23 protein-coding genes are annotated in these 21,151 nt (G+C 69.1%); 16 read left to right on the forward strand and 7 right to left on the reverse strand.

All coding sequences use genetic code 11. The annotated features are described in order from the left end of the window. The first annotated feature begins 1 nt into the window (after position 1). From ACWFRJ_RS02970 to ACWFRJ_RS03005, 8 genes are all read left to right on the forward strand, one after another. Complete coding sequence (locus tag ACWFRJ_RS02970) at positions 2 to 1,186, forward strand: acetyl-CoA C-acetyltransferase (RefSeq protein ID WP_453524408.1); 1,185 nt, start codon at positions 2 to 4, stop codon at positions 1,184 to 1,186. 100 nt (positions 1,187 to 1,286) lie between these two features. Continuing rightward, entirely contained in the window at positions 1,287 to 1,907 is a 621-nt protein-coding gene (locus ACWFRJ_RS02975) for a TetR/AcrR family transcriptional regulator (protein ID WP_453524409.1), read from the forward strand. A 222-nt stretch (positions 1,908 to 2,129) separates the two neighbouring features. Then, a complete protein-coding gene (locus tag ACWFRJ_RS02980) occupies positions 2,130 to 3,320 on the forward strand; it encodes an ABC transporter substrate-binding protein (RefSeq protein WP_453524410.1) in 1,191 nt (396 codons plus the stop codon). A gap of 64 nt (positions 3,321 to 3,384) precedes the next feature. Further along, positions 3,385 to 3,744 carry a nuclear transport factor 2 family protein gene (locus ACWFRJ_RS02985; protein WP_453524411.1) on the forward strand — a complete coding sequence of 120 codons (360 nt, stop codon included), beginning with the start codon at positions 3,385 to 3,387 and terminating at the stop codon, positions 3,742 to 3,744. A 54-nt stretch (positions 3,745 to 3,798) separates the two neighbouring features. Beyond that, on the forward strand, positions 3,799 to 4,206 hold the full coding sequence (locus ACWFRJ_RS02990; RefSeq protein WP_453524412.1) for a hypothetical protein: 408 nt from the start codon (positions 3,799 to 3,801) through the stop codon (positions 4,204 to 4,206). A gap of 41 nt (positions 4,207 to 4,247) precedes the next feature. After that, positions 4,248 to 4,568 (forward strand): EthD family reductase, encoded by a 321-nt coding sequence (locus ACWFRJ_RS02995; protein ID WP_453524413.1) that lies wholly within the window; start codon positions 4,248 to 4,250, stop codon positions 4,566 to 4,568. Between the two features lie 54 nt (positions 4,569 to 4,622). Then, a complete protein-coding gene (locus ACWFRJ_RS03000; RefSeq protein WP_453524414.1) occupies positions 4,623 to 6,185 on the forward strand; it encodes a class I adenylate-forming enzyme family protein in 1,563 nt (520 codons plus the stop codon). Further along, on the forward strand, positions 6,182 to 7,222 hold the full coding sequence (locus tag ACWFRJ_RS03005) for an MBL fold metallo-hydrolase (protein ID WP_453524415.1): 1,041 nt from the start codon (positions 6,182 to 6,184) through the stop codon (positions 7,220 to 7,222). The genes ACWFRJ_RS03000 and ACWFRJ_RS03005 overlap by 4 nt, the downstream gene beginning before the upstream one ends. A 92-nt stretch (positions 7,223 to 7,314) precedes the next feature. Here the strand turns inward: ACWFRJ_RS03005 and ACWFRJ_RS03010 are convergent, their stop codons facing one another. Genes ACWFRJ_RS03010 through ACWFRJ_RS03020 form a run of 3 tightly spaced genes read right to left on the reverse strand, consistent with a single transcriptional unit; the run spans position 7,315 to position 10,348 of the window. Further along, positions 7,315 to 8,073 (reverse strand): SDR family NAD(P)-dependent oxidoreductase, encoded by a 759-nt coding sequence (locus tag ACWFRJ_RS03010; RefSeq protein WP_453524416.1) that lies wholly within the window; start codon positions 8,071 to 8,073, stop codon positions 7,315 to 7,317. 47 nt (positions 8,074 to 8,120) lie between these two features. Then, positions 8,121 to 9,149 (reverse strand): phosphotransferase family protein, encoded by a 1,029-nt coding sequence (locus tag ACWFRJ_RS03015; RefSeq protein ID WP_453524417.1) that lies wholly within the window; start codon positions 9,147 to 9,149, stop codon positions 8,121 to 8,123. Then, positions 9,146 to 10,348 (reverse strand): acyl-CoA dehydrogenase family protein, encoded by a 1,203-nt coding sequence (locus tag ACWFRJ_RS03020; RefSeq protein ID WP_453524418.1) that lies wholly within the window; start codon positions 10,346 to 10,348, stop codon positions 9,146 to 9,148. Before ACWFRJ_RS03020 ends, ACWFRJ_RS03015 begins: the two co-directional genes overlap by 4 nt. Before the next feature lie 139 nt (positions 10,349 to 10,487). On the opposite strand from ACWFRJ_RS03020, the gene ACWFRJ_RS03025 reads away from it, so the two are divergent. Beyond that, positions 10,488 to 11,135 (forward strand): TetR/AcrR family transcriptional regulator, encoded by a 648-nt coding sequence (locus tag ACWFRJ_RS03025; RefSeq protein ID WP_453524419.1) that lies wholly within the window; start codon positions 10,488 to 10,490, stop codon positions 11,133 to 11,135. Positions 11,136 to 11,149: 14 nt separating this feature from the next. Here the strand turns inward: ACWFRJ_RS03025 and ACWFRJ_RS03030 are convergent, their stop codons facing one another. Continuing rightward, on the reverse strand, positions 11,150 to 11,608 hold the full coding sequence (locus tag ACWFRJ_RS03030; RefSeq protein ID WP_453525055.1) for a MarR family winged helix-turn-helix transcriptional regulator: 459 nt from the start codon (positions 11,606 to 11,608) through the stop codon (positions 11,150 to 11,152). Between the two features lie 198 nt (positions 11,609 to 11,806). Here ACWFRJ_RS03030 and ACWFRJ_RS03035 point away from each other — a divergent pair, with 198 nt between their 5' ends. After that, positions 11,807 to 13,135, forward strand: a complete 1,329-nt coding sequence (locus ACWFRJ_RS03035; protein WP_453524420.1) for a cytochrome P450 — start codon at positions 11,807 to 11,809, stop codon at positions 13,133 to 13,135. 86 nt (positions 13,136 to 13,221) lie between these two features. Then, a complete protein-coding gene (locus ACWFRJ_RS03040) occupies positions 13,222 to 13,422 on the forward strand; it encodes a ferredoxin (protein ID WP_453524421.1) in 201 nt (66 codons plus the stop codon). 106 nt (positions 13,423 to 13,528) lie between these two features. On the opposite strand, the gene gdhA is transcribed toward ACWFRJ_RS03040, so the two are convergent. The 3 genes from gdhA to ACWFRJ_RS03055 all read right to left on the reverse strand — a co-directional run bounded on the left by gdhA (position 13,529) and on the right by ACWFRJ_RS03055 (position 15,906). Then, positions 13,529 to 14,875 carry an NADP-specific glutamate dehydrogenase gene (gene gdhA / locus ACWFRJ_RS03045; RefSeq protein WP_453524422.1) on the reverse strand — a complete coding sequence of 449 codons (1,347 nt, stop codon included), beginning with the start codon at positions 14,873 to 14,875 and terminating at the stop codon, positions 13,529 to 13,531. A gap of 260 nt (positions 14,876 to 15,135) precedes the next feature. Next, positions 15,136 to 15,411 (reverse strand): hypothetical protein, encoded by a 276-nt coding sequence (locus ACWFRJ_RS03050; RefSeq protein ID WP_453524423.1) that lies wholly within the window; start codon positions 15,409 to 15,411, stop codon positions 15,136 to 15,138. A 42-nt stretch (positions 15,412 to 15,453) separates the two neighbouring features. After that, the gene (locus tag ACWFRJ_RS03055) at positions 15,454 to 15,906 is read right to left on the reverse strand and encodes a sec-independent translocase (protein ID WP_453524424.1); all 453 of its coding nucleotides are present in this window, start codon (positions 15,904 to 15,906) and stop codon (positions 15,454 to 15,456) included. A gap of 146 nt (positions 15,907 to 16,052) precedes the next feature. On the opposite strand from ACWFRJ_RS03055, the gene ACWFRJ_RS03060 reads away from it, so the two are divergent. The 5 genes from ACWFRJ_RS03060 to ACWFRJ_RS03080 all read left to right on the forward strand — a co-directional run bounded on the left by ACWFRJ_RS03060 (position 16,053) and on the right by ACWFRJ_RS03080 (position 21,151). Further along, positions 16,053 to 16,628, forward strand: coding sequence for a TerD family protein (locus ACWFRJ_RS03060; protein ID WP_453524425.1), 576 nt, complete (start codon positions 16,053 to 16,055; stop codon positions 16,626 to 16,628). A 147-nt stretch (positions 16,629 to 16,775) separates the two neighbouring features. Further along, complete coding sequence (locus ACWFRJ_RS03065; protein WP_453524426.1) at positions 16,776 to 17,357, forward strand: TerD family protein; 582 nt, start codon at positions 16,776 to 16,778, stop codon at positions 17,355 to 17,357. Positions 17,358 to 17,545: 188 nt separating this feature from the next. After that, positions 17,546 to 18,118 (forward strand): helix-turn-helix domain-containing protein, encoded by a 573-nt coding sequence (locus tag ACWFRJ_RS03070; protein WP_453524427.1) that lies wholly within the window; start codon positions 17,546 to 17,548, stop codon positions 18,116 to 18,118. Between the two features lie 94 nt (positions 18,119 to 18,212). Next, positions 18,213 to 19,649, forward strand: a complete 1,437-nt coding sequence (locus ACWFRJ_RS03075) for an NAD(P)/FAD-dependent oxidoreductase (protein ID WP_453524428.1) — start codon at positions 18,213 to 18,215, stop codon at positions 19,647 to 19,649. Then, positions 19,646 to 21,151, forward strand: a complete 1,506-nt coding sequence (locus ACWFRJ_RS03080; protein WP_453524429.1) for a peptide MFS transporter — start codon at positions 19,646 to 19,648, stop codon at positions 21,149 to 21,151. The genes ACWFRJ_RS03075 and ACWFRJ_RS03080 overlap by 4 nt, the downstream gene beginning before the upstream one ends.

The following is a 21,151-nucleotide window of genomic DNA, read 5'->3' on the forward strand; positions in this document are numbered from 1 at the left end:
CGTGTCGAACACATCGACAACATCGAAAGTATCGAGGGCATCGGAAGCTTTCATCGTCGGAGCCGTCCGTACCCCCGTCGGCCGCCGCAAGGGCACGCTCAGCGGCGTGCACCCCGCCGACCTCGGCGCACATGTGCTGCGTGCCCTCCTTGAACGTACCGGCGTCGACCCCGGCGCGGTCGACGACGTGTACTTCGGATGTGTCAGCCAGATCGGCGCGCAGACCGGAAACCTGGCCCGCACCTCCTGGCTGTCGGCGGGCCTGCCCCAGCACGTGCCCGGCACCACCATCGACCGGCAGTGCGGCTCGTCCCAGCAGGCCGTCCACTTCGCCGCGCAGGCCGTGGGATCCGGCGCCGCCGATCTGGTGGTGGCAGGCGGGGTGGAGGTGATGAGCCTGGTGCCCATCGCCAGCCCCATGTTCGTCGGTGAGCAGGCGGGCTTCGGCAGTCCCTTCGCGGGCGAGGGCTGGCGCGAACAGTTCGGGGACCAGGAGGTATCGCAGTTCCGCGGTGCCGAGCTGATCGCGGAGAAGTGGGGCGTCACCCGCGAGGACATGGAGCGGTTCGCGCTCACCAGCCATCAGCGGGCCCTTGCCGCACAGGCCGATGGCGCCTTCGACGAGGAGATCGTCCCGGCCTTCGGGCTCGCTGCCGACGAGGGGCCGCGCGCCGACACGACGCTCGCGAAGATGGCGGGCCTGAAGAGCCTCACCGAGGCCGGCAGGCTGACCGCCGCCGTCGCCAGCCAGATCTCCGACGGCGCCGCCGCCCTCCTCATCGCCTCCGGGGAGGCGGTACGCCGCCACGGCCTGACCCCGCTCGCGCGGGTGCACAGCATGGCCGTGACCGGCTCCGACCCGATCCACATGCTGACCGGACCGATCCCCGCCACCGAGCAGGTCCTGGACAAGGCCGGTCTCGGCCTCGACCGGATCGATCTGATCGAGATCAACGAGGCCTTCGCCTCCGTCGTACTCGCCTGGCAGAAGGAGACCGGCGCCGATCCGGAGCGCGTCAACGCCTTCGGAGGCGCGATCGCGCTCGGGCACCCGCTGGGGGCCACGGGCGCCCGGCTCATGACCACGCTCGTCCACCAGTTGCGCAGGACCGGCGGCCGCTATGGTCTGCAGACGATGTGCGAGGGCGGCGGCATGGCGAACGCCACCGTGCTCGAGCGCGGGTGATCCGTGGGGGGTGGGGGGGGGAGCCGTCGGTTGGCAACTGAGTTCAAGTTGGGTTTACTCTCGGGTACGACCACGGCAGGTGACGGCCAGGAGAGATGCAATGACGAGGATCGTTGAACCGGAGGCGGGGCCGCGCTCCAAGCGCGCCGCCATTCTCACGGCCGCCGTGGACTGCTTCGGCGAGGTCGGCTTCGAGGCCACCAAGTGGTCCACCGTGGCCGAGCGGGTAGGCATCGGACAGACCGCGCTCTACCACTACTTCGAGTCGAAGGCGCACTGCCTGCTCACCATCATGCGGCTCGAACTGGAGCGCTCGCACGAACGGTTCGCCGAGGCGACCAAGGACGTGGAGGAGCCGGTCGAGGCGCTTCGGGCGGCGGTGCGCGCGGCCTACGAGGTCTCGGAGCAGGAGGTCCTGCAGATGCGCATCCTGCAGAACCACATGGACCTGCTCTCCGGATCCCGCCGGTCCAAGCGCGAGGAGGCCGAGCGCGTGGCGGCCCGCCAGCTGGTCCAGGTCGTCGAGCGGGACTGGACGAACTTGCTGGTGAAGGGGATGTCGCAGGGTGCGTTCCCGCTGCGGGACGCCCAGTTGCTCGGAGCGGGTGTGCTCGGTCTGATCGTCAGCGTGTGGCGGTGGTACCGGCCGTCAGGCCCGACCCCGCTGCCGGAGATCAGCGAGCTGATCGAGGGCGCCTGCGTGCGCATGGTCGCCAGCTGACGCGTACGGCGCTCGCGCGGCCGACGCGCTGACCCGCCCCTTCCCCCCTTCTCCTTTCTCCCTTCTCCCCTTCGCCAAGGCCCCCTGACGGACAACCGTCAGGGGGCCTTGTGCTGTCCGATGGCGATCGGGACGTGACCGGCCATTGCCAGGCGTGTTTCTCCGGGATTAGCATCCGTATCAACTGAACTGAACTTGACTCAGGTTGATCTGAGGAGGGGCATGCGACCACGTACGACACGCACGCTCATCGCCGCACTCGCCGCGATGCTTGCCCTGGTGGCGAACGCGTGCAGCACCGGAGGTCCGTCGGCGGGGGGCGACAAGGTCATCAAGATCGGCGCGTGGTTCCCGCTCACCGGCCCCCTTGCCTCGTTCGGAATCCCTGAAAGGGCCGGCGCCGACGCGTACTTCAAGTCGGTCAACGCACGGGGAGGGATCAACGGGCGCAAGATCGACTGGGTCGTCAAGGACAACGCCAACGACCCGCAGCAGACCGTCCAGATCGCCCGTCGGCTCGTCGACCAGGAGGGGGTCGTGGCGATCGTCGCGACCAACGGCACCTCCCAGACCCAGGCCACGTTCCCCTTCGTGCTCCAGCAGTCGAAGGTGCCGGTCCTCAACACGCTGGGCGGCGACGCGTCCTGGTACGAGCCGGCCCGCGACGGCCTGTTCGGTCTGCAGACGCTGTACGAGGACCAGGCAGCCGCCCTCGGGGAGTGGGTGGTGCGTGACGGAGCGAAGAGAGTGGTCGTCGTGCACAGCGATCCGGCGGCGTTCGTGAACGTGGGCAAGGAGATAGAGCCCGCGGCCCGCAAGACCGATCCGTCGGTGCGGGTGAAACGTCTTTCGGTGAAGTACCAGACCACCGACTACAGCCCGGTGATCAGCAAGGTCAAGGCCGCCGAGCCTGACGCCGTCGTGCTGATCCTCACCGCCGCCGAGACCGCGTCGTACCTCAAGGAAGCGAAGCTGCAGCGGCTCGAAGCCCCTGCGTACGGCTACGCGCCCGTGGCGGCACAGGCCACGCTGACGCTGGCGGGCAAGGCGGCCGACGGGCTCAAGGCGCTGCAACTGGTCAAGTCGCCGAATGACGACGACCCGGACATCAAGGAGTTCCGCGCGGCGATGGCGAAGTACGAGCGGGGGCACCCGGCCGACTTCATCACCCTGTGGGGCTGGGCCGCGGCGAAGGCGTTCGTCGAGGTCGCGAAGACCATCGACGGGCCCGTCACCAGCGAGTCGCTGACCAAGGCCTACAAGAACGCACGCCACGTCGACACGGGAGTGGCTCCGGTTCTCGACTTCGGCGTCGGCCGACACCTCGGCACCCGTGACGTACAGAAGGTCGTCGTCAGGGACGGTCGTTGGGAGTCGCAGGGCGACTTCTTCACGCCTCCTGTACGCGACTGACATCCCTGCCCCCCTCCCCCTCACCTCCCACCCTGCATCCGCACCCCGCAGCGAAAGGACCCTCATGGCCAGCGTGTTGCCCGCCTACATGGCGCGGATGGACAGCGACCACCCCGAGCGGGCGCTCGAACTCCTCGAACCGGACTTCCGCTTCCTCATCGCCCTGCCGGGCGGCGAGGCCACCGGACGGTCCAAGGAGGATTTCGCCGCCTACATCGCGGGCCGCAACGCCGTCGCGAGGGAGCACAGGATCCTCCGGCACAGCTCCGACGGCGACCTGGAGACCGTGTACGGAGTGGTGACCGAGTCGGGGAAGAGCGTCGGGTCCTTCCTGTCGGCGGCCGTCGTCACGCCCGAGGGGCGCATGGCCCGCTACCAGTCGTACTTCACCACGACATACGACCTCATCGACCTGCCGGAGTGAGTGCGTCCGGGCACCCACGGCAGGCTATGCCGCACCGAGCCGAAGGAAGCCGACATGGCAGAGATGACCGAGGCGTCCACAGCCACCGCCCCCGCAGCCGCTCCCGCACCTTTCCTGACCGCGTGGTTCGAGATCCTCGACAGCGACGAACCGGACCGGATCCTCGACCTGGTCAGCGACGACTTCTCCCTCTCCATCCTGTTCTCCACCGGTGACGGCCGGGCGACCGACTTCGCCGGGGACCGCGCCGCGCTGGTCGGCTACCTCGAACAGCGCGAACGGGGCACGCGCACTCACCATCTCCTGTCCGCGACCACCCTCGGACAGGACGAGCTCTTCCTCGGCGAGGTGCGCCGCGACGGCGCGCCCGAGGCCAGCTTCGTCGCGGCCGGACGCGTGGACGACAACAACCGGCTGCAGCGCCTGCTGATCGGCCGATCGTCCGAGATTCACTTCCCCTGACTACGCGTCTCCCCTCAACTTGCAATCCACGGAGGGCAGTTATGTACAACCTCGTCCTGCTGGCAGCCCGGCCACCGGAATGGACGCACGAGCGGTTCATCGCATGGTGGCGCGGCGACCACGCGGAACTGACCTACCGCCTGCCAGGACTCCGCGCCTGGCGGCACACGGAGATCGACAGGGCTCTGGAGCCGCGCTCCGAGGGCTGGGACGGGCTATCGGTGCTCAGCTTCGACTCGCCCGAGGACCTGAAGAAGGCCCTGGCGAGCAAGGAGTGGGCCGATGCGGTCGCACAGGTGGGAGACATGAAGGGCCGCCGTATCGCGGTGATGGGCAACGAGGCGGAGATGTTCACCGGCTGATAGCGCCGCACTGAGATGGTCACGGAGTTCCGTAAAGCGTAGCGAGGAAGCGGGATGCGACAGGTAGCGCAGGAGTTCCAACACAAGTCAGAGCAGGGGGACTTCGTCGCCGTCATTGACGACGCGGGTCCTCATGCGGCGCGCGAACTGCTGACCGAGGCGACCCGGCTCGCGGAGGTGATGTTCCCCGACGGGGCCGGCGGCACCGTCATGCTCCAGGCCGACAACTCATGGCGCACCATCGCCGGCACACTCGCCGTGGGCCTCACCGGCGGGGTCCTCGCGGTGGTCAACCGGCACACCACACGCGCCGAGTTCGCCGCGGCCTTCGCGGACATCCGCCCGGACGCCGTCGTGGCCGAGCCGTCGGCGATGCACGAATGGGGAGTGACCGGGCTGCTGCCGGAGAGCGGGGCGGGCCAGGTCCTCGACGGCTGGGCCTGCCGGTCCGCACCCGGGCCGCACGACGTGTCGCGCTGGGCGGGCGGGGTGCTCATCGGACTGACCTCCGGCTCGACCGGCCGCCCCAAGGGCGTGGTGCAGTCCGAGGCCGCCCTGCGCTACGCGGGCGCGAGCACCATCGAGATCAACGGACTGCACCGCGGGGACGCGGTGGCCGCGATCGTGCCGCTGTCGTCGACGGCCGCGTACTGTTTCGGCGTCCACCTGTCCCTTCTCCTCGGCGGGCCGCTCGTCCTGACGGAGCGGTGGGACCCGGCCGCCGCCCTGCGGCGCATGGCGGACGCCGCCGTCCGCTGGACCATGTGCGTACCGACCATGGCGCTCCAGATGGGCGCGGCGGCAGCGGGCTCCGGTGCCCTCGGGGGAGTGCGCGCGATCACCGTGGGCGGCGGCCCGATGGACCGGGGCGCGCTCGCCCGCGCCGAACAGTCCCTGGGTACGAAGATCCTCCGCGTCTTCGGCATGTCCGAGTGTCTGGGCCACACCTCGCCGAGCCCCGACGACCCCGAGGAGATCCGGCTCGGCAGGGACGGCCGGCCCTTCCCCGGTACGGAACTGCGCGCGCTCACCCCGGACGGCGGGGCGGCGGTTCCTGGCGTGACAGGGCGGGCGCAGGTCCGCGGTCCCTCCCTCTTCCTCGGCTACGCCCGTGACGGCGCCGTCGAACCGCCCGGCCTCACGCAGGACGGCTACTTCCCCACCGGGGACCTGCTGATGACGTACGAGGACGGCACCGTGGCCATCATGGGCCGCGAGAAGGACATCATCATCCGCGGCGGCCGGAACATCGACATCACCGAGATCGAGCGGGCCGTCGCCGCCTACCCGCGCGTGGCCAGAGCCTGCGTCGCCGCCGTCCCGGACGAGGTGCTCGGCGAACGCATCGCGCTGCTCGTCGTCACCGAGGACGGCGCCGGAATGGACCTGGCGGAGGTGACGGGGCATCTGGAGAGCGTCGGCCTCGCCAAGACCAAATGGCCCGAATTCGTCTACGACATCGAAGAGTTGCCCCAGACGAAGGTGGGCAAGCTGGACAGGTCCGGGGCCCGCGAACTTGCCCATCGGCTGCGTGCGACCTGCGTGCGGCAGCAGGGTGCGGCCCGCACCACGACGGACCAGGGCGGTTCAGCGAGCGACAGCGAAGGAGAGTCATGACAAAGCGGTTCGACCAAGGCCCGTGGGCCGAAGCCGGAATCCAGACCGTGCAGCCCGGGGTGCACCGTGTCCCCCTGCCGCTGCCCAACGACGGCCTGCACGCCGTCAACGTCTATCTGCTGGAGAACCTGGCGGACGACGACGGCATCGTCATGATCGACGGAGGCTGGGCGATCCCCGAGGCGCGCAAGGCGCTGGAGGAGGCGATGGCGGCCATCGGCCGGGACCTCGGCGACATCAGCCACATCCTGGTCACCCACATTCACAGCGACCACTACACGAACGCGGTGGAGCTGCGCCGACTCCTCGGCTCGCGCGTGTACTTGGGAGCAGGCGAACGGCCGGGCATGGAGATACTCCACCGGCTGCGCAGCGACGTACCGGCAGGCTCGCTGGAGACGCTGCGCAGGGCTGGTGCGGGCGAACTGGCCGACCTTGTACAGGAGATGGACCACGGCGGCTACGACCCACGCGTGTGGGAGGCGCCCGACCAGTGGCTCGGCGCTGAGACTCTCCGGTTCGGCGACCGCGAGCTGCACGTCGTGCCAACTCCCGGACACACCAAAGGACATGTGGTCTTCCTCGACGAACAGCGCGGGTTGCTGTTCTCCGGGGACCACGTCCTGCCGCACATCACCCCGTCCATCGGCTTCGAGCTCGCCGAGCCCGGTGGCCGTCCGCTCGCCGACTACCTGGACTCGCTGCGGCTGATGACCCGGTACGCCGACACGCGTCTGCTGCCCGCGCACGGCCCGGTGTCGAGCAGCTCGCACACCCGGGTCGCCGAGCTGCTCACGCACCACGACAACCGCCTCTCCCAGAGCCTGAAGGCGCTGGGGGAGCGCACGCTGGACGCACACGCGGTGGCGCGCGAACTGGGCTGGACGCGCCGGGAGGTGCCGTTCGGCGAGCTCGGCGCGTTCAACCAGATGCTCGCGGTCAACGAGACGGCGGCGCACCTCGACGTCCTCGTGCTGCGCGGGCGGGTCACCCTGGTGCACAAGGACGGGGTGGACCAGTACACGCGCGTGCGGTGACGCCGTACGGGATCGGGATCGGGATCGGGACAAGAGGCAGGGAGGGCGCGGCAGTTGCCGAGCCCTCCCCTTCCTTTGCGTGTCCTCGCCTGTCAGCGGGCGGTCCAGCCGCCGTCCACGTACAGCTCGGAGCCGGTGACGAAACTGGAGTCGTCCGAAGCGAGGAACGCCACGGCCCCCGCGACCTCGTCGGGCCGGCCGAGGCGTCCCATCGGGGTGCCCTCGAGCATCGCGGTGTGCCGGGGCGTGCCGCGCCACAGTTCACGTGAGAGGGGCGTCTCGATGAAGCCGGGGTGGACGGAGTTGACGCGGACGCCGCGCGTCGCCCAGTGGAGTGCGGCGTTCTTCGTCATCAGGCGTACGGCTCCCTTCGCGGCGTGGTAAGAGAACTGACTGCCGAAGCCGCCGACCGTCCCGAAGATCGACGCGATGTTGACGATGGAGCCGCCTCCTGAGCGCTCGATCGCGGGCCCGGCGTGCTTCATTCCGAGCCAGACGCCGCCCTGGGTGACCGCGATGACCTTGTCCCAGGATTCCTGGGTCTCGGTCTCCACGGTCCGCATCTCGGCGATGCCCGCGTTGTTGACGAGCAGCGACAGACCGCCGAGGTCGGCGACCACCCGCTCGATCGCGTCACGCCAGGCATCCTCGTCACTGACGTCGAGGGCGATGCCGAGCGCCCGCGCTCCGTCGGCGGTCAGCTCCTTGGCGAGCTCCGCACAGCGGTCGGCGTCCACGTCGGTGACCACCACCGTGGCCCCCTCGGCGGCGAGCCTGCGCGAAACGGCATCACCTATCCCGCCGGTCGCACCGGTGACCAGGGCGATGGTTGCGGACAGTCGGTCGGACACGGGGTTCTCCTTCGTTCGTGGTGCGGCGATGCGGTGATGTGCGGTGGTCACGGCAGGAGTCGCAGCCCCGAGCGAAGGAGCGCCGGGACCGCGGAGCCGACGTGCTCGAAGCCGGTGCCCACCGTCTGTCCCGCGAGGAAGCGGGCGTGGATGCCCTCGGCGATCACGGCGAGCTTGAAACAGGCGAGAGCCTGGTAGTAGGGCAGGCAGGTGATGTCCCGGCCGGATGCCGCTGCGTACCGTTCGGCCAGTTCGCGCCCGGCGGGGAAACCGGGATTGGCGGTCGGGACGTGACGCGCCCCCAGGACCGGCTCGCAGGCCGGGTCCCAGTACATGAGCAGCATGCCGAGGTCGGCGAGAGGATCACCGAGCGTGGCCATCTCCCAGTCCACGATCGCCGCGATCCGCCCGAAGTCACCGGGTGCCAGGAGGGTGTTATCCAGACGGTAGTCGCCGTGCACGATCGCCGGTGCGCCGCTCGCGGGCAGGGCGCGGGCGAGCCGCGTGTTCAGGGCGTCGAGGTCGGGCAGTGCCCGGGTGGCGACCTTGTCCCACTGCCCGCGCCACCGGCGCACCTGCCGCTCCAGATAGCCTTCGGGACGGCCGAAGTCGCCGAGCCCGATGGCGCTGGCGTCGACCGAGTGCAGCGCCACCAGGGCGTCGACGAGTGCTTCGGCCGCATGTTGAGCGTCGGAGTGCGCCAGCGCGGCGGCCTCGTCGCCGTCGCGCAGCACCGTCCCCTCCACGAACGCGACGACGCAGAACGGCGCTCCTATCACGTCCGGGTCCCGGCACGAGAGGACGGCGTCGGCGACCGGCACCCCGGTGCCGGAGAGGGCGGCGACGACGCGGTATTCGCGGTGCATGTCGTGGGCGGTCGGTGTCAGGACGCCGAGCGGTGGCCGCCGCAACACCCACCGGTGCGTCCCGTCACTGACGCGGTACGTCAGATTGGAACGCCCTCCGTGCAGCGGCTCGACCCGGAGCGGTCCCGCGCATCCTGGGACGTGGGCCTCGAAGTAGCGCTGCAGCGCCGGTAGTTCGACGCCGAGCACGGTCGCATCGGAGGCGCTCACCGCTCGGCCCGCCGCTCCCGGGCCGCCCGCACCGCGCGCTTGGCGATGGCCCAGCGGTGCGTCTCGGAAGGCCCGTCGTAGATACGGAACGGACGCACCTCCCGGTACAGGCGCGACAGCGGGGCATCGCCCGAGATGCCGAGCGCGCCGCACACCTGCACCGCCCGGTCGACCACCCGGTTCACCGCCTCGGACACGTACGTCTTGGCGATAGAGGTGTGCTGGGCGGCCGAGCGGCCCTGGTCCAGCTCCCAGCAGGCACGCCACAGCACCGCTCGGCTGGTCTCGATGTCGATCTCGGAGTCGGCCAACAACTGCTGCACCATGCCGAGTTCGGCCAGCGGCCGTCCGAAGGCCGAGCGGTCCGCCGCACGCTCGAGGGCGATGTCCTGCGCACGCCGCGCCACTCCGAGCCAGCGCATGCAGTGGGTCATCCGCGCGGGTCCGAGGCGCACCTGCGCATACGCGAAGCCCTTGTCGACCTCGCCGAGGACGGCGCTGTCGGCTACCTCGCAGTTCTCGAACACCACCTCGCTGTGCCCGCCGAACAGGCCCTGGTCCAGGGTGTCGATGTTCCGGACGATCTTCATGCCCGGGTTCTCGCCCTGGACGAGGAACATCGTCGCGCCGCCCGCGTCCCCGGCCGTGCCGCTGGTGCGGGCCATGCAGATGGCGAAGGCCGCCCCGTCCGCGCCGCTGATGAACCACTTGCGGCCGTCGATCCGCCAGCCGCCGTCGATCCTCGTGGCGGTCGTGGCGAGCGCACGGGGATCGGATCCGGCACCGGGAGCAGGCTCGGTCATCGCGAAGCACGAACGCGCCTCGCCCGCTGCCAGGGGGCGGAGGAACTGCTCCTTCTGCTCCTCGGTGGCGACGACGTCGAGCAGATGCATGTTGCCCTCGTCGGGCGCCGCACAGTTGAGCGCGAGCGGCCCCAGCAACGAGTACCCGGCCTCTTCGAACACCACCGCCTGCCCGCACAGATCGAGCCCGAGGCCGCCCCACTCGGCACCGACGTGCGGGGCGAACACCCCTGCCGCGCGAGCGGCGTCCTGAAGGCGGCGGCGCAGCGGTTCAGGGCCGGCGTGAATGTTCCCGTCGCACGCCTGTTCCTCGGGGATCGCCACATCCCGTACGAACCGCGCGGTGCGCCGCGCGATGACGGCCGCTCTCTCGTCGATCTCGAAGGAGATGGACACGCACCCTCCTGAATTCAGTTCAGCTAGTGACCATTAGCCATGACAGGGGAGGTTGACGTCCATGTCAAGGGAGTGGGGCCAGCTATGCTCGAATCGCCACACAGAGGGTGTGGCTAATGACTCATAGCCGGAGGGATACGTGGACGCGGTGCCAGGCGGACCGTACGAGCGCCCCCACCGCCCCGCACGGCCCGAAGAGGAGTCCCCGGTGGACCGCCGGTCGGGCATCCGGCTGGCCGCGCTGAGGCTGTTCGCCGCGCAGGGCTACCGGTCCACGACGATGACGGACATCGGCGCCGCCGTCGGCATGCGCGGCCCGAGCCTGTACAAGCACGTGGCCTCGAAGCACGAGCTCCTCACCGAGATCATGGTCGGCACGATGGAGCAGCTCATCGCGGACAACATCGCGGCCGTCTCCGGCACCGACGACGTACGCGAACAACTGCGTCGTTCTGTGGAAGCGCACATCCGCTACCACGCCCGCCACCGCCTGGAGGCGTTCGTCGGCAACCGTGAGATCGGCAATCTGGAACAGCCCGACCAGGAGCGGGTGCTCAGCCGCCGCAGCGACTACGAACGCCGCTACCGCGAACTCATCGAGCGGGGAGCGACCGAGGGAGTCTTCCAGGTGCGGTCGGCCAGAATCGCCTCGTACTCGATCCTGGACATGGGCATCGGCGTGGCCAGCTGGTTCCACGAGGGCGGCGAGTTCTCGGTGGACCAACTCGCCTACCAGTACGGCGACATCGCACTGCGCATCGTCGACGCGAGGCCGACCCGTTCATGAGAGTCGGTATGTGATCAGCGGGGCCAGGGGCGACCGGTGAGGCGCTCGATGTCCTTGTTGAACTGCTGGAGGTCGGCGACGAAGGTGTCGAGGCGTTCGGGGGTCCATTCGGTGACCACTTCGGACAGTCCGTCGACGACGATGTCGCGGTCGCTTTTCAGTCGGTCCTTGCCCAACTGGGTGATACGGAATTTCCGTGCGACGCCTCCGTCCGGGTCGAGCGTCCGCTCGACGAGGCCGTCCTTGAGGAGGGTGGTCGTCTGCCGGTTGAACGTGGAGGCGGCCAGGCCGAAGGCGGTCACGAGGTCGGCTATCGACATGGGCCCCTGCACCTCGATCCGGCTCAGGAGCACGTATGCGCTGCGGTCCAGCGCCTCGGTGCCGGCCAGGCGGCGCGGTGAAGCCATCTCCTGGTGTCGGGTGAGGATCAGCAGCTCCCGCTCGATCTGTTCCCCTGCCTGCTGGGCATCCATTTCGGCCACCTCCGGCTCAACCGTCTGCACACCCGCACCTTACGCCAACGCGTGTGCATCATGCCCATGAAGAGCATCATGCAATGCATGTGCATGATGCTTTTCGCGTGTACCGTGCATAAGCGTGAGCGCTTCCGCACCTACAGCGCCCGCCGCGACGACCGGACGAAAGCCCCACATTTCCGAGGGAGTTCAGTCATGAGCCAGAGCCAGAGCCAGAGCAAGCGCCAGAGCCAGAGCCAGAGCCAGAGCAAGCGCCAGAGCCAGAGCCAGAGCAAGCGCCAGAGCAACGGCCGCAGCCATAGCGACAGCCAAGAGACCGTGCGCTATCCGCTGCCCCAGCAGGGCGCGCTGGACGCCCCCGCCGACTGGCAGCGGCTGCGCAGCCAGTGCCCTGTGGCGGCGGTCGAACTGCCCAGCGGCGACGGAGCGACGCTGCTCACCCGCCACGCGCACGTCAAGGCGCTCCTTTCCGACCCGCGCTTCGCCCGCCCCACTGCCGAGGACGGCGCTGCCCGCCTCGCACCCGAGGGCGAGGGCGGCGGAGGTATCGCATCCGGCAGTGCGGGAGCGCTCTCCCTGCCCACGACGGGAGAGCCGCACCAGCAGTGGCGCCGTCAGGTCAGTAAATGGTTCACCGCCAAGCGCATGACGGCTCTGCGGCCCGGCATGACAGAGACCGCGGAACGGCTCGTCGACGACATGGTCAGCGTCGGCGCACCCGCCGACCTCAAGGCGCACGTTGGCTTCCTGCTGCCCGTCTACGTCATCTGCGACTTGCTCGGCGTGCCCGCGGCGGACCGGGATCGCTTCTCCCACTGGTCCGACGCGCTCCTGAGCATCACCCGGTTCACCCGGGAGGAGACCGAACGGGCCCAGCGCGAGTTCGTCGAGTACATGTCCGGGCACATCGCCGCCAAGCGCGAGAAGCCGACCGACGACCTCATCAGCACCCTCATCCAAGACTCCGCGACGGCTGCCGATCAAGGGCTCTCGGACGCGGAACTCCTCGCGACTGCCATGGGTCTCCTGGTCGCGGGACACGAGACCACCGCGAACATGATCGGCAAGATGATCGCCATGCTCCTGGCCGACCGGAGCCGGTGGGAGCAGTTGCTCGCCGACCCCTCGCTGGTGCGCACCGCCGTCGAAGAGGCGCTTCGCTTCGACACCAACCTCGGATTCGGCCTGCGCCGCTACGTCACCGAGGACACCGAGATCGGCGGCCGGACGGTGCCGAGCGGTACCACCGTGATCTGCAGCATGCCCGCCGCCAACCGCGACGAGGACGTCTTCGACAACGCCGAGGACATGGACCTGGGCCGCAGCCCCAACCCTCACCTCATCTTCGGCGCGGGACCCCACTCCTGCCTGGGCCAGTCACTGGCCCGCACCGAACTCCAGGTCGTCCTGGAAGTCCTGCTGCGCAAACTGCCCGCCCTCGAACTGGCCGTCGCCACGGAAGACCTGGAACGGGTGGAAGGGCTGCTCGTCGGCGGTCTGCGCACCGTCCCGGTGCGCTGGTGACTTCCGCCAGGACGCCTCACCCCAACACGGCCGCCGGGCCGCCTCGTTCAGCCATCCCCACCGCCCCGACGCAGGGAGAAACCCGTATGAAGCTCACGATCGACGAGGACAAGTGCTGCGGCGCGGGCCAGTGCGTCCTGATCGCCCCCGAGGTGTTCGACCAGCGCGACGAGGACGGCATCGTCATCCTGCTGGACCCGACGCCGCCGCAGGAGCAGCACACCACGGCCCGCGAAGCCGCCGCGGTCTGCCCCGCGGCCGCCATCGACATCATTGACGGCGCCTGACCGACGGCCCCTGACCATCCCCTGCCCCGGCCTGACCATTCCCTGCCCCGAAGTGGCGGCCGGTCCCGAATCAGCTCGGGGCCGGCCGCCCCTCCACGGTGGCGATCTAGACGATGCCCTGGGCGGACATGGCGTCCGCGACCCTCAGGAAGCCCGCGATGTTGGAGCCGAGAACGTAGTCGTCCGGTGTCCCGCTGTACTCCTCGGCGGTCTGGCGGCACTCGGCATGTACGTTGCGCATGACGGCGGCGAGGCGGCTCTCGGTCTCCTCGAACGCCCACTGGTCGCGCGCCGCGTTCTGCTGCATCTCAAGGGCCGATGTGGCCACTCCGCCCGCGTTGGCCGCCTTCCCCGGGCCGAAGAGGACCCCGGCCTCGTGGAACAGCTGGACCGCCTCGGGAGTGCACGGCATGTTCGCGCCCTCGGCGACGGCGAGCACCCCGTTCTTGATCAGCGCGACGGCGTCCTCGCGGCCCAACTCGTTCTGGGTCGCGCACGGCAGGGCGATGTCGCAGCGAAGGTCGTACACGGTGCCCCGGGCCGAGAAGCGTGCGGTGGGCTTCGCCTCGGCGTAGGTGGACAGGCGGGCGCGGCGCACCTCCTTGATCTCCTTGAGGAGCTCCAGGTCGATGCCGTCCTCATCGACGACGTAGCCCGAGGAGTCGGAGCAGGCCACGACGCGACCGCCAAGGGCGTGCACCTTCTCGATGGCGTAGACGGCGACGTTCCCGGAGCCGGAGACCACCACGCGGCGCCCGTCGAAGTCGTGGCCGCGGGTGGCGAGCATCTCCTGGGCGAAGTAGACCGTGCCGTAGCCGGTGGCCTCGGTACGGGCGTGTGAACCTCCCCAGGCGACCGGCTTCCCGGTCAGGACGCCCGCCTCGAAGCGGTTGGTGATGCGCTTGTACTGGCCGAAGAGGTAGCCGATCTCACGGGAGCCCACGCCGATGTCACCGGCCGGCACGTCGGTCCGCTCGCCCACGTGGCGGTGGAGTTCGGTCATGAAGGACTGGCAGAACCGCATGACCTCGCCGTCCGAGCGCCCGCGGGGGTCGAAGTCCGCGCCGCCCTTGCCGCCGCCGATGGCCATGCCGGTCAGCGCGTTCTTGAAGATCTGCTCGAAGCCGAGGAACTTCACGATGCCGAGATTGACGCTCGGGTGGAACCGCAGGCCGCCCTTGTACGGGCCGAGTGCGCTGCTGAACTCGATCCGGAAGCCGCGGTTGACCCGCACGTCACCCTGGTCATCGACCCATGGGACCCGGAAGGCCAACTGCCGTTCGGGCTCGCACAGTCGCTCGACGATCCCTGTCTCCACGTACTCCGGATGCCGTTCAAGGGCCGGCGCGAGGGAGGAGAGGACCTCGGTGACCGCCTGATGGAACTCGGCCTCACCGGGGTCGCGGCGGCGGACCTGCGCGTGGACGGCCTCGATGTGCGCACTGACATTCATGGACGCTTCTCGCCTTCTCTGTTTCGTCGAGCCGTTGTGTTGCGGGTGGGATCGCATGGCGTGCTGGTCGTCATCGGCCACAAAGACACGGGACGGCTCGCAGTTCAGCATGGATGCGGCGACGGGTGCGCCGGTGAGGCGTGTGAAGTCGCACACGGCACGGATCCGGCACAAAAACTGCGATTCGGTGGCGAGTGTGATGGTGACCGGTACCGATATCGGTACCGCCCGGTGAGGTTGAGGTCCGGACGTTCACGCCTTCACGGGCTCGCCCCGTCGAACCCGTACCGCAGCGGTTCGTCCTGCACGCGCAGGTCGCGCCGGTACACGTACAGCGCTTCGGCCCGCAGGCCGTCCGGTCCTGCCTCCTCCACGTCGCAGGGGCGGGTGACCTGCACCACCGGCGGTCTGTCCGCGACGTGCAGGCGCAGACCATGGGCGGGTCCGCCATCGAGCACGGCGAGTTCTCGGACCGCCTGGCCGTGGTTGTCCGAGGACGTGGACGTAGACGTGGGCGTGGACGTGGCTTTGAGCATTGCGCAATCCTTGAGTCGGTGTGATGTGTGTGGGGGGGGCGATCAGGTGGCGTCAGGATCGAAGGCGGCGTGCGCGCGCCCGGATGCTGCCGCCATGGGCTTCGCCAGATTGACGGCGGGTCGCGGCGTGGCTCCGGTGCCACGGGCCGGTTCGGCGGTGGCGGCATCGCGCAGGGCGTCGGCGGTGGCGGCCAGTTCGCGTCGGGGGTCGAGCGCGTCCCGCATGTCGGTGAGTTCGCGACCGAGGTCACTTTCGCCGTTGAGTACGTGCTTGCGCACGAACGTCTTCGGGTGCAGATCGCGGGCGTCGAAGTCCTTGAACTCCGGGCCGAGTTCGGAGCGGATCTCGTCCTGTGCGCTCTCGGAGAACTCACGGATCTTACGCACCGTGCGCGCCGCGTTCTGCAGAAACTCCGGCAGCTTGTCAGGACCGAACAGCAGCACGCCGATCACCGCGATCGTGATCAGCTCCATGGGCCCCACGTCCGCGAACATCCGGCACTCCTTGCCTGACGGTGTGGCGCGCCATCGCCACCCATACTTAATCTATTGCGCAACCATGGAACCATTGCTGCCCCGGCGACGTTGTCCCGGGTAAGAACACGCCGTGAACAACGGCTCGAACGATGGAGGTAATCGCAGTGGGAGTTTCCCTGGCCAAGGGCGGCAACGTGTCACTCAGCAAGGAGGCACCGGGCTTGACCGCGGTGCTGATCGGCCTGGGCTGGGACGTGCGTACGACCACAGGTGCTGATTACGACCTCGACGCGTCCGCCCTGCTGTGCAACGGGTCCGGCAAGGTCGTGTCGGACCAGCATTTCGTCTTCTACAACAACCTCACCAGCCCGGACGGCTCGGTCGAGCACACCGGCGACAACCTCACCGGTGAGGGCGAGGGCGACGACGAGAGCGTCAAGGTGAACCTCGCCGCTGTGCCCGCCGAGATCGACAAGATCGTCTTTCCGGTGTCGATTCACGACGCCGAGTCGCGCGGGCAGAGCTTCGGGCAGGTCAGCAATGCCTTCATCCGCGTCGTGAACCAGGCGGGTGGCGCCGAGATCGCTCGCTACGACTTGTCCGAGGATGCCTCCACCGAGACCGCGATGGTCTTCGGTGAGCTGTACCGCCACGGGGGAGAGTGGAAGTTCCGTGCCGTAGGTCAGGGCTACGCGTCGGGGCTCGCGGGCATCGCGTCCGACTTCGGCGTGAACGTCTGATCCGCTCCTGCCTCTGACCCGCCTCTGACCCATCCCTGGCCCGTCGCCCGACCGTCCCGACGCCTCCTCGCGTGAGCGGACCGGGCGGCGGGCCACCTGACCATCCGTGCCTCGCGCGACCGTACTGACCAAGGAGAAATCACCCGCATGTCCGTGAACCTGGCCAAGGGCCAGCAGATCAGTCTGAGCAAGTCCGAGGGTCCCGCGCTCACCGTCGTCCGCATGGGCCTTGGCTGGCAGGCCGCGCCCCGCAAGGGGTTCTTCGCCAAGCTGACCGGCTCCCGAGAGATCGATCTCGACGCGTCGGCCGTGCTCTTCGCCGGGCAGAGCTACGCCGACGTCGTCTTCTTCCGTCACCTGGTCAGCAACGACGGCTCGGTGCGGCACAGCGGCGACAACCTGGTCGGCGGCAGTGGTGAGGGCGACGACGAATCCATCGCCGTGGACCTGCAGCACGTTCCCCCGCAGGTGGACCAGATCGTCTTCACCGTGAACTCCTTCACGGGCCAGACCTTCGCCGAGGTGAGCAGCGCCTACTGCCGTCTGCTCGACGAGACGACGGGCCAGGAGCTGGCCCGCTATACGCTCGCCGGTGGTGGCAGCCACACCGCGCAGATCATGGCGAAGGTCCAACGGGTCAACGGCGGCTGGCGGTTGACGGCCATCGGTGAGCCCGCGACCGGCCGCACCTTCCAGGACCTGATGCCCGCGATCGGCCGCCACCTGTAAATCGCCGTGGTGTTGTGAGCCGCCGGGTGTCTTCGTGCTGTGGAACCCCGGCGGCCGGGCGGCAGGACTCCGGGCCGCGCACTGGCAGCAACTCCGGTAGTGGCGGCAAGCTCCCCACTCATCAAAGAAAAATATGATTCTGCGATAGACCATTGTGGCAGCGGTGCATCGTTGCTACGTTTCCGGCCATGGCGAAAGATCACTCCAGTTCTCCGGCCGAGGTCGGCGCGCGCCTGCGCCGCCGCAGGAAGGCCCTGCATCTGACGCTCAAGGAAGTGGCAGAGCAGAGTGGACTCACCGAGGGACACCTCTCCCAGGTCGAGCGCGATCAGGCCAACGCGAGCGTGCGCACCCTGCAACGGCTGTGCGAGGTCCTGAAGTTGAACGTCGGTGACCTGTTCGACCACGGGGGGAGCGCGGCCGGCCCCGTCCTGCGGTTCCGTGACACCCACGGCATGTCGTTCGGAGACGGCGCCACGAAGATCAAGCTCACCCCCGCATCCTTCGACCACCTGGAAGTACTCCTCGGCCACTTCACGCCAGGTGGTTCCACCGGAGTCGATCCCTACACCCACGGCAGTTCCGAGGAGTTGCTCCTGGTCCTGACCGGTGAGGTGGACGTCTGGGTGCGGGATCAGAGGCACCGGCTCTCCGCCCTCGACTCGATCCACTACCGCAGCAGCGACCCCCACCGCGTCGCCGAGGCCACGGGTACGGACGAGGCCAGGGTGCTGTGGACCATGGCGCCTCCCACGTACTGAGCGCACGCGTTGTTCCGCCCCCCCCTGACGAACTCGCGTCCCGCGTCACCGCGCCGCCGCAATGCCGCACCACCGCATGCCCAAGGAGCCCCGGATGGCCGCCTACCGCAACGGCGAGATATCGCACTGGATGAGAGCATCCCGGACCCCGGGCGCTCCGCTCGAACGGGAACGGGACGCTCAACTACCCGACGAGACACAGGACTTCGTCATCGTCGGCGGCGGTCTCACCGGACTCTGGGCCGCCTACCACGCCGCCTCGGCGCACCCCACCGCGAAGATCACCGTCCTGGAGGCGGAAGAGGTGGGCTATGGGGCATCAGGACGCAACGGCGGCTGGCTCTCCCCGCTCATCCCGGGCAACCGGGCCGTGTACGCGAAAGCCGCGCGCAAGCGGGGTCAGGACGGTGCCGCCGCCATCGCCTCCTTCCAGCGTGCGATGGACGGAGCCGTCGACGACACCCTCAACATCCTTGAGAAAGAGGGGATCCAGGCGGACCAGCAGCGCGGCGGACACCTGCGCGTGGCCACCACCCCCGCGGCGATGAAACGCCTCGAACTCACCCACGCCGCGGACCTGGCGAACGGCTACCGCGCCGACGACCTCGAAATCCTCGACGCCGACGCCGTCAACAAGCGGATCGCCGTCCGTCCGGCGCTCGGTGGCCTGCTCACCCGCACCACGGCCCGCGTCGACCCGGCCAAGCTCGTCCACGGCCTCGCCGATGCCGTGACGGCAAAGGGCGTACGCATCCTGGAGCACACCCGCGCCACCCGTATCGCGCCAGGCGCCGTCACCACGTCACGCGGCACCGTGCGCGGCACGACGATCTTCACGTGCCTGGAGGCCTATTCGGGACAGGTCGACAGCGACGTCCGCGCTCTCGGCGCCCGCGAGGTCATCCCGGTCAACTCCTCGATGGTCGTCACCAACCAGCTCCCCGACCACGTGTGGGAACAGATCGGCTGGCAGGGCCGGGAATGTCTGGGCGACGCGGCCCACACCTTCGTCTACGCACAGCGCACCGAGGACGGCCGCATCGCCATCGGCGGACGCGGAACTCCCTACGCCTTCAACTCCGGCACCCCGGGTCAGGGGCGCGTGGACGCCCGCACCGTGCGGACCCTCAGCGAGCGGCTCCAGCTCTTCTTCCCCGACACGCGGTTCACCGTCGAGCACGCCTGGCGAGGTGCCATCGGTGTGACCCGCGACTGGTGTGCCGGTGTCACCTTCGACCCCGCCACGCGGATCGGTGTGGTCCGCGGCTTCGCGGGCCACGGCGTCACGGCCACACAGCTCGCGGCACGCACCCTGCTCGACCGCGCCGACGGACGTGACACCGACCTGACCCGGCTGCCCTGGAACGACCACGACTCCGGCCGCTGGGAACCCGAACCCCTGCGCTGGGTCGGCGTGCACGCCATGTACCGGCTCTTCGGCGTCGCCGACCGCTGGGAGGAGAAGCGGCACTCCCAGAACACCTCGCTCATCGCCCGTGTCGGCTCCCGACTGGCAGGACTCAGCGAATGAGGGGAACCCCCGCACCGTCCACGGAACACCGCGACGGCACCCACCCGACCACCCCGGCCGACGCGAACGGGCGTTCCCTGCGGCGCGGCCTGTGGAGCATGGCCTTCACCGAGCTGTGGGAGCGCTACTCGTTCTACGGGCTCCAGGGCATCCTCTCCTTCTACCTGCTGTACGAGGTGGCGGACGGCGGCCTGGCCCTCGATCCTGCCGTGGCTTCGGGCGTCGTCGGCGCGTACGGCGGCGCGGTGTACCTGTCACAGCTCCTCGGTGCCTGGATGGGGGAGCGCCTTGCCAGCCCGCGGAACATGGTGCTGTACGGCGCCGTGGTCATCACCGCCGGACATGTGGTGCTCGCCTTCGCGCCGGGCCTCGCGGGCCTGGGCGCCGGTCTTGTGTGCATCGTCCTCGGCACCGGCACGCTGAAGACGAACATCACCTCGATCGTGGGCTTCGTCCTGGACCAGAATCCCGACGAACGGTATCGGGACGCCGGGTTCTCGTACTTCTACATGGCCATCAACATCGGTGCGGTGGTCGGCCCGCTCACCACCGGCCTCGCCCAGAACGAACTCGGCTTCCACTACGGCTTCGGGCTCGCCGCCATCGGCATGACCGTTGCGCTCGGGCAGTACGTGGTGTCGATGAGGCACCTTCCCGAGCGGGCCCGGATCGTCAACAACCCTCTCCCGGCGAGGCGTCGGCCGTTGCTCGCCGTGGGTGCCCTGGGTTTCCTTCTGGCCGTTGGCGCCGCTGTTGCCGCCGGGCTGCTGCGGGCGGAGAACCTGTCCACGGTGGTGACCGTGTCGGCGCTGGTAGCGGCCGCCACGTACTTCTTGACCATGACCACGTCCAAGACGGTCACGCGCGACGAACGCCGGCGCATCCTCGGCTACCTGCCGCTGTTCCTGGCCTCCGGCGTGTACTTCGGCTTCCTCTTCCAGAAGTTCACGGCGATCTCGATCCTGATCACCGAGCGCATCGACCTGCACATCGGCGGCTGGACCTTCCCCGTCGCCTGGATTACGACCGTGAGTCCGCTCGCGGCGGTCCTCATCACGCCGCTCATCGCCCGGATGTGGAACCGCCTGGGGGAGCGCCAGCCGGGACCGGTCACCAAGGTCGCCATCGGCCTGGTCCAGATCGGCTGCGCCTATCTGTTCCTGCTCGTCCTGTCCGAAGCCACCGGCAACGCGGAGATCCCGCTCTTCCTCATCCTGCTCTTCATGATGGCGGCCGGTTCCTCGGAGGTTTTCGTCGGCCCCATCGGGCTGTCCTTGGCCACGCGGATCGGTCCTGAGGCCTTCCGTTCCCAGATGGTCGGCCTCAACTTCCTCACGCTCGCCCTGGGTTCATCGCTCGCGGGTCTGCTCGGCCAGCTGTTCACCGCGATCGACAACGCCTCCTACTTCACGATCACCGCTGTGATCGGCATCGGTGTCGGCCTGGCACTGTTCGCCGCCCGCAAGCCGCTTCAACGCCTGCTGCACGCGGGACTTGCCTGA

The sequence above is a fragment of the Streptomyces sp. NPDC055239 genome (genome assembly GCF_053606205.1).